This is a genomic window from Streptomyces polyrhachis (assembly GCF_042663125.1).
Classification (GTDB): Bacteria; Actinomycetota; Actinomycetes; order Streptomycetales; family Streptomycetaceae; genus Streptomyces; species Streptomyces polyrhachii.
Genome location: NZ_JBHSZO010000050.1, coordinates 1 through 11,298, shown reverse-complemented (window position 1 = coordinate 11,298; position 11,298 = coordinate 1). Strand labels below are relative to the sequence as shown.

The 11,298-nt window shown below is 75.0% G+C and carries 10 protein-coding genes; 2 read left to right on the top strand and 8 right to left on the bottom strand.

Going from position 1 to position 11,298, the window contains the following annotated elements:
* Nucleotides 1-56: 56 nt before the first annotated feature.
* Nucleotides 57-854: a carbon-nitrogen hydrolase family protein gene (locus ACFQLX_RS23415; RefSeq protein WP_386418212.1), complete on the bottom strand. Its 798-nt coding sequence runs from the start codon at nucleotides 852-854 to the stop codon at nucleotides 57-59.
* Between the two features lie 149 nt (nucleotides 855-1,003).
* Entirely contained in the window at nucleotides 1,004-1,459 is a 456-nt protein-coding gene (locus ACFQLX_RS23410) for an Lrp/AsnC family transcriptional regulator (RefSeq protein WP_386418210.1), read from the bottom strand.
* 40 nt (nucleotides 1,460-1,499) lie between these two features.
* On the opposite strand from ACFQLX_RS23410, the gene ACFQLX_RS23405 reads away from it, so the two are divergent.
* The gene (locus ACFQLX_RS23405; protein WP_386418208.1) at nucleotides 1,500-1,988 is read left to right on the top strand and encodes a glutathione peroxidase; all 489 of its coding nucleotides are present in this window, start codon (nucleotides 1,500-1,502) and stop codon (nucleotides 1,986-1,988) included.
* A gap of 62 nt (nucleotides 1,989-2,050) precedes the next feature.
* On the opposite strand, the gene ACFQLX_RS23400 is transcribed toward ACFQLX_RS23405, so the two are convergent.
* The 5 genes from ACFQLX_RS23400 to fmt all read right to left on the bottom strand — a co-directional run bounded on the left by ACFQLX_RS23400 (nucleotide 2,051) and on the right by fmt (nucleotide 8,120).
* Nucleotides 2,051-3,490 (bottom strand): GuaB1 family IMP dehydrogenase-related protein, encoded by a 1,440-nt coding sequence (locus ACFQLX_RS23400; protein ID WP_386418206.1) that lies wholly within the window; start codon nucleotides 3,488-3,490, stop codon nucleotides 2,051-2,053.
* 142 nt (nucleotides 3,491-3,632) lie between these two features.
* Entirely contained in the window at nucleotides 3,633-4,661 is a 1,029-nt protein-coding gene (locus ACFQLX_RS23395) for a sugar-binding transcriptional regulator (RefSeq protein WP_386418204.1), read from the bottom strand.
* Nucleotides 4,662-4,869: 208 nt separating this feature from the next.
* A complete protein-coding gene (gene rpe / locus ACFQLX_RS23390; protein ID WP_386418202.1) occupies nucleotides 4,870-5,553 on the bottom strand; it encodes a ribulose-phosphate 3-epimerase in 684 nt (227 codons plus the stop codon).
* A 169-nt stretch (nucleotides 5,554-5,722) separates the two neighbouring features.
* Nucleotides 5,723-7,126 (bottom strand): RsmB/NOP family class I SAM-dependent RNA methyltransferase, encoded by a 1,404-nt coding sequence (locus ACFQLX_RS23385; protein WP_386418200.1) that lies wholly within the window; start codon nucleotides 7,124-7,126, stop codon nucleotides 5,723-5,725.
* 61 nt (nucleotides 7,127-7,187) lie between these two features.
* Nucleotides 7,188-8,120: a methionyl-tRNA formyltransferase gene (fmt, locus tag ACFQLX_RS23380; protein ID WP_386418198.1), complete on the bottom strand. Its 933-nt coding sequence runs from the start codon at nucleotides 8,118-8,120 to the stop codon at nucleotides 7,188-7,190.
* Between the two features lie 302 nt (nucleotides 8,121-8,422).
* Between fmt and ACFQLX_RS23375 the strand changes: the two genes are divergently transcribed.
* Nucleotides 8,423-8,974, top strand: coding sequence for a hypothetical protein (locus ACFQLX_RS23375; RefSeq protein ID WP_386418197.1), 552 nt, complete (start codon nucleotides 8,423-8,425; stop codon nucleotides 8,972-8,974).
* A gap of 75 nt (nucleotides 8,975-9,049) precedes the next feature.
* Here the strand turns inward: ACFQLX_RS23375 and ACFQLX_RS23370 are convergent, their stop codons facing one another.
* Nucleotides 9,050-11,200, bottom strand: a complete 2,151-nt coding sequence (locus ACFQLX_RS23370; RefSeq protein ID WP_386418195.1) for a primosomal protein N' — start codon at nucleotides 11,198-11,200, stop codon at nucleotides 9,050-9,052.
* Nucleotides 11,201-11,298 lie beyond the last annotated feature (98 nt).

The window sequence follows — 11,298 nt, the reverse complement described above, 5'->3', positions numbered from 1 at the left end:
GCGGCTCTCGTACGAGGAGGCCGGGGAGGTGGTGGGCGCGCGGGGCGGCGCGGCGGTCAGGCCAGGGGCCGGTACAGCTCCGGGCGCCGGTCGCCGAGGTAGGTGTTCTCCGCGCGCGAGGCGGCGAGCAGTCCGGGGTCGACGTCGGCGAGGACGAGGTCCTCGCCGAGTCCGGCGCGGGCCCGGACCGTCCCGTCGGGGGCGGCCAGGCAGCTCAGTCCGGCGAAGTGGAAATCGCCCTCGGGGCCGGAGCGGTTGGCGTAGGCGAGGTAGAGCTGGTTCTCCCAGGCGCGGGCCGGGATGATCGTGTTGGGCACGATCTCGTAGGGCCGCATCAGCGCGGTGGGGGCCAGCAGCAGTTCCGTGCCGGCGAGGGCGTGGGCCCGTACGGCCTCGGGGAACTCCACGTCGTAGCAGACCAGCACGCCGATGCGCAGACCGGCGTAGTCGGCCTGGACGACGAGGTTCCCACCCGGTGTGAAGTGCTTCTTCTCGTAGTCGCCGAAGAGGTGGGTCTTGCGGTAGTTGACCAGCCGGCAGCCGTGCGGGCTGATCAGCTGGACGGAGTTGTGCACCGCGTCCCCGGCGCGCTCCGGGTAGCCGTAGCCGATGGCCAGCCCGTGCTCGGCGGCGATGCCTGCGATGGCGCGGGCGCTGGGGCCCTCCACGTGCTCGGCGCGCTCGGAGACCGTGTCGCCGAGGGCGTAGCCGGTGAGCCACAGCTCGGGGGTGAGGAGCAGCCGGGCGCCGCCGGCGGCGGCGGTGCGGGCGGCCCTGTCGAGGGCGGCGAGGTTCTCCCGGACGCTCCGGGGCACTCCGCCGGGGCCCTGGTAGAGCGCTATGCGCACAGGCATGGGGGACCTCACAAGTGGCGTATGGGTGACCAGATCGACGGTACGCGCCCCGCACCGCGGCGGCCAAGGCCCCTCTCTTGCGTCCCGACCCCGTGTTCGTTGCGTCTTGAGCGCCGGATCCGGTGATTCGTTGCGCCGGACGGGGCGTCCTAGGTGGGCGAACCCGAGCTGTACCGCCTGAGCAAAGGGGAAAGCACCAGTACCGATTTCGTACGCTCCACGAACGACTCCCCCGCGATCTTCTCCAGCACCCGCTCGAAGTGGCGCACATCGGAGGCGAAGACCTGCACCACCGCGTCCGCCTCCCCCGTCACGGTGGATGCGGAGGCCACCTCGGGGTAGCCGATCAGGGCGTCGCGGATGTCCTCCGGGGAGGTCTTGCCGCGGCAGTAGACCTCCACGAACGCCTCCGTGGACCAGCCCAGCGCCGCCGGGTCGACCTTCACGGTGAAGCCCGTGATGGCACCGGAGTCGCGCAGCCGGTCCACGCGCCGCTTCACGGCGGGGGCCGAGAGGCCGACCTCGGCGCCGATGTCGGCGTAGGAGCGTCGGGCGTCCTCGGCGAGGGCGCGTACGATCCGCTCATCGAGATCGTCGAGTCTCATACACGGAAGTAGATCACGGGGGCGAGGGAGGACTTCAAGGATGTCTGTCTACGACATTGGGCTGCGCACACTGTCCGGCGAGGCGGCGTCGCTGGCCGACTACCGGGGCAAGGCGGTGCTGGCGGTCAACGTCGCGTCCAAGTGCGGCCTGACCCCGCAGTACGAGGGGCTGGAGCGGCTGCAGGAGCGCTACGCGGAGCGCGGCTTCACGGTGGCCGGCTTCCCGTGCAACCAGTTCGGCGGCCAGGAGCCCGGGACCGCGGAGGAGATCGCGACCTTCTGCTCGGCGAACTACGGGGTGAGCTTCCCCGTGTTCGAGAAGCTGGAGGTCAACGGCGAGGGCCGCCACCCGCTGTACGAGGTGCTGACGCGGGCCGAGGACGCCGCCGGCGAGGCCGGGGACGTCACCTGGAACTTCGAGAAGTTCCTGATCTCGCCCGAGGGCGAGGTCGTGGCGCGCTTCCGCCCGCGCACCGAGCCGGAGGACGCGGAGCTGCTCAAGGCGCTGGAGTCGGTGCTCCCGCGCTGACGCGCACGGCGTACGGGCGCGGGCCCACCCCTGATCAGGGGTGGGCCCGCGCCCGTACGGTGTCACTGCCAGGAGGCGTGCAGCGGCTTGCCCTCCGCGTAGCCGGCGGCGGACTGCACCCCGACCACGGCCTTGTCGTGGAACTCCTCCAGCGAGGAGGCGCCGGCGTAGGTGCAGGAGCTGCGGACGCCCGCGATGATCGAGTCGATCAGGTCCTCCACGCCCGGCCGCGCGGGGTCGAGGAACATCCGCGAGGTGGAGATGCCCTCCTCGAAGAGCCCCTTGCGGGCCCGGTCGTACGCCGACTCCTCCGAGGTGCGGTTGCGCACCGCGCGGGCGGAGGCCATACCGAAGGACTCCTTGTAGAGCCGTCCGTCGGCGGACTGCTGGAGGTCGCCGGGCGACTCGTGCGTCCCGGCGAACCAGGAGCCGACCATCACGTTGGAGGCGCCGGCGGCCAGCGCCATCGCCACGTCGCGCGGGTGGCGCACCCCGCCGTCGGCCCAGACGTGCTTGCCGAACTTGCGCGCCTCGGCGGCGCATTCGAGCACCGCGGAGAACTGCGGACGGCCCACGCCGGTCATCATGCGGGTGGTGCACATGGCGCCGGGTCCGACGCCGACCTTGATGATGTCCGCGCCGGCCTCGATCAGGTCCCGTACGCCCTCGGCGGCGACGATGTTGCCCGCCACCACCGGCACCTGCGGGTCCAGCGCCCGTACCGCCCGCAGCGCGCTGATCATGGACTCCTGGTGGCCGTGGGCGGTGTCCACCACCAGCGTGTCGACACCGGCGTCGAGCAGCTGCTTGGCGCGCGCGGCCACGTCGCCGTTGATGCCCACGGCGGCGGCGATCCGCAGTCGGCCGGCGGCGTCGACGGCCGGCGTGTAGAGCGTGGCGCGCAGTGCGCCCTTACGGGTGAGGATGCCGGCGAGGCGGCCCTGGGCGTCGACGGCCGGCGCGAGGCGCCGGTGGGCGGCGTCGAGCCTGTTGAACGCCTCGCGCGGGTCGATGTCCGCGTCCAGCAGCAGCAGGTCGCGCGACATGACCTCGGAGAGCTGGGTGAAGCGGTCGACGCCGCTCAGGTCGCTTTCGGTGACGATGCCGACGGGCCGCCCGTCCTGCACCACGACGCCCGCGCCGTGCGCCCGCTTGGGCAGCAGGGAGAGCGCGTCGGCGACGGTGGAGTGGGGGTCGAGCACGATGGGGGTGTCCAGCACCAGGTCGCGCTGCTTGACCCAGGAGACGACCTCGGCGACGACCTCGATCGGGATGTCCTGCGGGATGACGGTGAGACCGCCGCGGCGCGCCATGGTCTCGGCCATCCGGCGGCCGGCGATGGCGGTCATGTTGGCGACGACCAGGGGGATCGTCGTCCCGGTGCCGTCGGCGGCGGACAGGTCCACGGCCTGGCGGGAGCCGACCGCTGAGCGGGACGGCACCATGAAGACGTCGTCGTAGGTCAGGTCGTACGGGGGCTGCTGGTCATTGAGGAAACGCACGTGCCGAACTTCCAGTCGCTTGTAAAGGCGGCCCCCGGGCGATGCGGCCAGGGGGAGGAGCACGTACTTCATTGTCCCATGGCCGCGGCCGGTCGGAAACGGGGCGCGGACCGCGCCGGCTTTCGCCGCCTGTGCGGAGCCCTCAGAGGTCGTCGGGGTCGACACGCTCCAGGGCCGGCCTGGCGGGCGGGCGGGACCTGCTGAGCAGGTAGTCGGCGGCGGCGGTGTCCGTGACGAGGCTGGTGACGAGGCCGGAGCGCAGGACCGCGCCGATCGCCGCCGCCTTGCGCGTGCCCCCCGCGATGGCGACCACCTCGGGGATACGGCGCAGCCGGTCGGCCTCGACCGTGATGCACCGCTCCCCCAGGTCGCGGCCGACGCGGCGGCCGGAGTCGTCGAAGAGGTGCGCGGACATCTCCGCGGTGGCGCCGAGCGAGGCGTACTGCTCGCGCTCCTCGTCGGAGAGCATGTCGTGGACGGTGGAGATGCCCGGCGCCCAGGAGCCGATGGAGACGGCGGCCACCGTGACCTTGTCGAAGTACTCGAAGGCCCGCGCGACGCCGGTCTGGCTGCGCAGGGCGTTCGCCGTGGCGGCGTCGGGCAGCAGCATCGGGGCGTAGATGGGGTGGGCCTCGCCGCCGGCCACGTCGGCGGCGCGGCGGACCGCCTCCACCGAGCCGCGCTCCGCGGTGCCGGCGTCGTAGACCCCGGTGAGCTGGACGACCGTGCAGGGCGGCAGATGGCGCAGGGCCGCCGCCATGTTGATGGTGGAGCGCCCCCAGGCCAGGCCCAGGACGTCGCCCTCGGCCACCAGCTCGCCCAGCAGGTCGGCCGCCACCTCGCCCAGGTTCTCCGGGTCGGGGTGGTCCTCCGTGCCGCCCTGGGCGGCGTCGGCCGGGGACTCCACGACGACGGCGTGCCGCAGTCCGTAGCGGGCGCGCAGGGCGTCGGAGCGCTCCGCGTCCAGCTCGGCCGGCACCCGGATCTCGATCCGGACGAGATCACGCTCCAGTGCCGTCTCCAGCACCCGCGCCACCTTGAAGCGGCTGACGCCGAACTCCTCGGCGATCTGGATCTTCGACTTGCCCTCGAGGTAGAAGCGGCGTGCCATCGCCGCCGCCTGCACCAGCTCAGCGGGCCCCATCCGCGCAGCCGTCCGGCCCGTAGACACCGCGGTCTCCTTACCTTTGCCGAGCGACGTACGTCACAGCACGACGCGTGTGTTCATCCTGTCAGAAGCGCGGGCCGCCGTTCAGCCCGAGGTCCGGGCCCCTGTGCGAAGCCCCGGCGAACTCTGGGGCCGGCGACTGCCGGTGCGCCTCTTCGGTGGTGGCCGGGTGCCGCTTCCAGGGCCGGTGCAGGGCCGGTGCAGTGCCGGTTCAGTGCCCGCAGAACCAGGGAGCCGTCCGGGTGGCCTCGGCCGCCGCCTCGCGCAGCGCGCTCACCGCCTTCGCCGGGTCCTCGGCCCCGAAGACCGCCGAACCCGCGACGAAGACGTCCGCGCCGGCCTCGGCGCAGCGCTCGATGGTCTTCATGGAGATACCGCCGTCGACCTGCAGCCACAGCTCCAGCCCGTGCCTGGCGATCAGCTCGCGGGTGCGGCGGATCTTGGGCAGCGTCAGGTCCAGGAAGTCCTGGCCGCCGAAGCCCGGGTCGACGGTCATGATCAGGAGCATGTCGAGCTCCGGGAGGATCTCCTCGTACGGCTCCACGGCGGTGGCCGGCTTCAGCGCCATCGCGGCCCGCGCGCCCTTGGCCCTGATCTCGCGGGCCAGCCGGAGGGGGGCGCCGGCCGCCTCGGCGTGGAAGGTGACGGAACCGGCGCCGGCCTCGACGTAGGCCGGGGCCCAGCGGTCGGGGTCGTCGATCATCAGATGGCAGTCCAGCGGAATGTCCGTGGCCTTCGCCAGCGACTCCACGACGGGCAGGCCGAGCGTCAGGTTGGGGACGAAGTGGTAGTCCATCACGTCGACGTGGAGCCAGTTGGCGTCCGGGACCCTGGCCGCCTCCTCGGCCAGGCGCGCGAAGTCGGCGGACAGGATGCTGGGGTTGATCTGCGGCATGTCGGGCTGACCTTGATCGTCGGGCGGGACTGCGGACTCCGAGCCTACAGCTCAGATGAGCGAGGTGGCGCGCGGGTGGGCTCGACCGCGAGGGGCGCAGGCGGGGTGCCCCGCAAGCCCTCCGGCGAAGGAGCCGGAGGCGTGCCTGCGGGAGCCGGGGCGGTCGGGGTCAGGACATCCGGCGGATCAGCGCGAGGTACATCGCGTCCGTGCCGTGGACATGCGGCCACAGCTGGACGTCCGGGCCCTCGCCCAGTTCACCCACGCCCGGCATCAGCGGGCGGGCGTCGACTAGTTCGCCGTTGCCGTCCTTCAGTACGTCGTCCACCACGGCGCGGGTCTCCGCCAGGTGCGGGGAGCAGGTCGCGTAGCCCACGACGCCGCCGACGCGGACCGACTGCAGGGCCTCGCGCAGCAGCGCGCGCTGCAGGGGCGCGAAGCCTTCGAGGTCCTCCGGCCGGCGCCGCCAGCGGGCCTCGGGGCGCCGGCGCAGCGCGCCCAGGCCCGTGCACGGCACGTCGACCAGTACGCGGTCGAAGCTGCCCTCCCGCCAGGCGGGGCGGGTGCCGTCGGCGGCGATGACCTGGTAGGGACCCGGGTTGCCGGCGAGGGTGCGCTCCACCAGGCGCGCCCGGTGGGGCTGCTTCTCCGAGGCGACGAGCGCCGCACCGCGCTGGGCCGCGAGCGCGGCGAGCAGCGCGGCCTTGCCGCCCGGGCCGGCGCAGGCGTCGAGCCAGCGCCGGTCCTCGCCCTCCACCGGGGCGTCCGCCAGCGCGCGGGCGACCAGCTGGCTGCCCTCGTCCTGCACCCCGGCCCGGCCCTCGGCGACCGCCGGGATCGCGCCCGGCTCGCCGCCCTCGGCGAGCCGCACGGCGTAGGGCGACCAGCGTCCCGGCAGGGTGTCGGGGGTGGTCAGCTCCTCGACGGTGGCGCGGCCCGGCCGGGCCACCAGCGTCACCTCGGGCCGTTCGTTGTCGGCCTCCAGCAGGTCCTCGATGCCGGCCCGGCCGCCGCCGAGCGCGTCCCACAGCGCGGAGACGATCCACCGCGGGTGCGAGTACACGACGGCCAGATGGTCCTCCGGGTCCTCGTCGTAAGGGGGCGCGACGACGGTGAGCCACTCCTCCAGATCCCTGGCGGCGATCTTCCGCAGCACGGCGTTGACGAACTTCGCCCGCCCGTCGCCGAGCACCACCCGCGCCAGCTCCACCGTGGCGGACACCGCCGCGTGGGTGGGGATGCGCGTACCGAGGAGCTGGTGCGCGCCCAGGCTCAGGACGTCCAGGACCGGCGGGTCCACCTCGCGCAGCGGTCGGTCGACGCACTGGGCGATGATCCGGTCGTACGTGCCCTGCCGCCGCAGCGTGCCGTAGACCAGCTCGGTGGCCAGCGCCGCGTCGCGCGCGTCGAAGCCCTCGCCCTCGCGCGCCTTGCGCAGCAGCGGCGGCAGCACCAGGTTGGCGTAGGCGTCCCGCTCGCCCACCGCACGCAGCGCGTCGAAGGCGAGGATCCGCACCGGGTCCTTCTGGGGCCTGCGGTAGGGCTTGGCGGCGCGGCGGGGGCGTTCACTCACGAAAGGTGCTCCGGGGATACGGGGGCGGGTCTGGGGTCAGAGTACGTCGTACCCGGCAGCCTCACGCCCCGAGCCGCTCCCCGGCCCCGATGCGCGCCCCGCGTGCCCAGTCCGCCGCCTTCATCGGCTTCTTGCCCTGCGGCTGCACCCACAGCAGCTCGACCTCGTGCGAGCCGGTGCCCGCGTACACCGCGTTCTTCGCGGTCTCCAGCAGGCCCGGGGCCGACTCCGTGCGCTCGGGGCGCAGGGCGACGGACATGACCTTCAGCCGCTCACCGCGGAAGAGCGTCCACGCTCCCGGCGCGGGGGCGCAGCCCCGTACGACCCGGTCGACGCGCATCGCGGGGGCCGTCCAGTGCAGTTCGGCGTCCTCGACGTTGATCTTCGGGGCGAGGCTGACCCCGTCGGCGGGCTGGGGCTGCGGGAAGAGCGCGCCGTCCTCGATGCCGTCCATCGTCGCCGAGAGCAGTCCGGCGCCGGCGAAGGCGAGGCGGGTGAGCAGGTCGCCGCTGGTGTCGGTGGGGCGGACCGCCTCGGTGACGACGCCGAACACCGGCCCGGAGTCGAGCCCTTCCTCGATCTGGAAGGTGCTGGCGCCGGTCATCTCGTCGCCCGCGAGGATCGCGTGCTGCACGGGAGCGGCGCCGCGCCAGGCCGGCAGCAGCGAGAAGTGGAGGTTCACCCAGCCGTGCGCGGGAATGTCGAGCGCGGACTTGGGGAGCAGCGCGCCGTAGGCCACCACCGGGCAGCAGTCCGGCGCCAGTTCCCGCAGCCGGGCCTGGAAGTCCGCGTCGCGCGGGTGACGGGGCCTGAGCACCTCGATGCCGGCCTCCGCGGCCCGCTCCGCGACCGGGCTGGCGACCATCCGCCGCCCGCGCCCGGCGGGCGCGTCGGGCCGCGTGACGACGGCCACGACCTCGTGCCGGCCGGAGGCGATCAGAGCGTCCAGGGACGGAACGGCGACCTCGGGAGTACCGGCGAAGACGAGCCTCATGGCGGTCGGCTGACCTTTCGTTGGGCGGCGCGTGAGCGCCCCCCAGTCTAGGCCGTGCTCCCCGCTGTTCCTCGCGACCGCATGCCCCGGTGGCAGCGGTCTGCGGGCGTCGTGGCGTCGTGGCCCCAGGGGCGCACGCCAGGTGCGGGCGCGCGGGAAACAGGAGTGCGTACGCCCCCGCAGCGTGACCGTGTGAGGGCTGTGGCGTTGCTCTAGTGAGATTGACGGAACGGGCCGCCCGCACAGGTGGATCGCCGAGGGGCGGCCCCGCGATTCGACGCCGCTTCGAGAGGCTCTCCTTCATGGCCGACCACGCAACCCATGACGCCCAGGCACGGGCCAGCCTGCAGGTGCTGGTGCGGGATATCGAGCGGGTCCGCCGGCAGGTGGACGCGCTGCGCACCCTCACCGCCCAGTTGGGCAACGTCTACCGGCCGAGGCGTGCGGGCACGCCGGCGGGCTTCGTCGTCTACGGACGCGCGCCCGCCCCCACCGTGCGCCTCGCCCAGGAGCTGCGGGACAGTGTGGAGACGCTGGTGACGGCGTCCGTGGACTTCGACCGCTCACTGGGCTTCTCCTGGGATGCGGTGGGCTCCGCGCTGGGGGTCACCAAGCAGGCGGTGCACCGCCGTTACGGGGCGCGGCGTCCGGCCGTGCAGCAGGGTGAGGGCGCCGCGGAGGGCTCGCGCACGCTGCCTGTCGTGCCCGCCGCCCGGCCCGCTTCCAGTCCCGTGAGTCCGGTGGGCCCGCAGCCGGGGCTGCCCGGACCGGCTCGTGAGTCGCGGGAGTTGAGGGAGCCGCACGGGGAGGAGTCCGCGCAGATGCGTGGCGACGCCCTCCCGGCGCGCGCCTGAGCGCCGCCCGCCCCTCGCCCGATGCCCGCCGCCGTGCGCGGGCATCGGGCGTTTCGGCGGCGGCCGGCAGCGGCCTCACCCCAGATCGAGCGGGTCGATCCGCACCCACACCGGCGCCGCCTCCCGGCGCACCATCCGGGCCGCCTGAGCGGTCTTCAGCGCCGCCGCCAGCTCCGCCCCCTGCCCCGGGCGCACCCGCAGCAGCGCCCGCTCCCACGGGTCGTCGCCCGGCGCGAGCGGCGGCGGCTCGCCGGGGCGGCGCGGCCGGCCGGGCTCGGCGGAGGGCAGCGGGACGGGCCCCAGGATGTCCGTGTCCTGCGGCAGTCGGACGGTGAGCAGGAAGTCCGCCAGCGCCTGGGAGGGCGCGGAGACCGCCGCCATCCGCGCCACCGGCGGGAAGCCCAGCTCCGCCCGGTCGGCCAGCTCCCGCGCCGCGAAGCCGGCCGGGTCCCAGCGCACCAGCGCCTGGACGGGCCGCAGCGCCGGGTCGGCGACGATCACGACCGTGCCGCCCCGGTCGGCGGGGCGTACCAGGGAGGCGGCGTCCAGCCAGCGCCGCAGCGCCTCCTCCCCCGCGTGCAGGTCGGGCCGCGAGAGCATCGCCCAGCCGTCGAGCAGCAGCGCGGCGGCGTAGCCCTGTTCGGCGACGGGCTCGGCGCCCGGTGTGCAGACCACCAGGGCCGGCTGGTCGGGCACCCGGTCGAGGATGTGGTCGCGCCCGGAGGTGCGGACGGGGACGGCGGGGAAGGCGCGGCCCAGCTCCTCGGCGGTGCGCCGGGCTCCCACGATCTGCGCGCGCAGCCGGGTGCCGCCGCACTGCGGGCAGTGCCAGTCGCCCTCCGCCCGCGCGCACCAGCCGCACTGCGGGGGCTCCTGCGCGCCGCGGCTCTCCAGCGGGCCGGCGCAGGACCGGCAGCGGGCGGCCTCGCGGCAGCGCTCGCAGGCCAGCTTCGGCGCGTACCCCCGCCGGGGCACCTGGACCAGCACGGGGCCGGTCTTCAGGCCCTCGCGGGCCGTCTGCCAGGCGAGCGAGGGCAGCCGGGCGGCGCGGGCGGCCGGGTCGCGGGCCTCCTCGGTCTCTCCGACCGTGCGGACCAGGGGCGCGGCCCGGCGGACGCGCTCGCGGCTCGCGGCGAGCGGGCGGGCCCAGCCGGTCTCCACCAGCTGCGCGCCCTCCACGCTGAGACTGTGGCCGCCGAGCAGGAAGGCGGCCTTCTCGTGGGCGGCGCGCAGCAGCAGCACCTCGCGGGCGTGGGGCTGGGGGGCGTGCTGCTCGCTGTGGCTGCTGTCGCCGTCGTCCCAGAGGGCGACGAGGCCGAGGTCGCGCACGGGGGCGAACATGGCCGCGCGGGTGCCGACCACCGCGCGCACGCTGCCGCGGCTGACCGCGAGCCAGCGGCGGTAGCGCTCCTCGGGGCCGGTCTCGGCGGCGAGCAGGACGTGCCGGCCCGGGCCGATCAGCTCGGCGAGGGCCGCGTCCACCCGCGCGGCGGCGCGGCCGTCGGGGACGACGACCAGGGCGCCGCGGCCGGAGGAGAGGGCGGCGGTGGCCGCGTAGGCCAGCTCCTGCGACCAGTGCGGGCCGGGCAGGGCGGTCCAGGCGGCGCGCGGGGTGCCGCGGCGGGCGAGCGCCTGGAGGAACTCCGGCCCCGTCCCGTAGCGCTCCCAGGGGCCGGGGCCGGGCAGCGGGAGGGGCGGGGCGAAGGGGCGGGCGGGGGGCTCCTTCTCCACGCGCGCGCGGCGCGGGGGGACGGCGAGCTGGACGACGTCGGCGAGGGAGCCGGCGTAGCGGTCGGCCACGGCCCGGCACAGGTCGAGCAGCTCGGGGGTGAGGACGGGCTCCGGGGAGAGGACCTGGGCGAGCGGGGCGAGCGGGCCGCGGTAGTCGCTGGCCGCCAGGCGCTCGATGACGAACCCGTCGTGCAGCTCGCCGCCCTCGCGGCGCCCCTTGACGACGCGCGCCCCGAAGCGCACGCGCACGCGCACGCCGGGCTGGGCCTCGGCGTCCATCGCCTCGGGCACGGCGTAGTCGAAATAGCGGTCGAGATGGGTGAGCCCCTTGTCGACCAGCACCCGCGCCACGGGGCGCTCCGCGGCCAGCGGGGCGCCCCGCCAGCTGCGCGGCTTGGCCCGCGGCCGGCTCCCCTCGCGCACGGTCTCGCGAATGAGCACAAGCTGCTCGCCCCCCGGCGGGGCGGGCTCGGGCCGGTCGTCTTCGCTGCTCACGTATCCGTCCTACCAGAGGCCAGTGACATCGCGCGGTCCGCGGGCGCACACCCCCGCGCCCCGGCGCCCCCCGCGCGGGGGGCGCCGGGGCGCGGGGG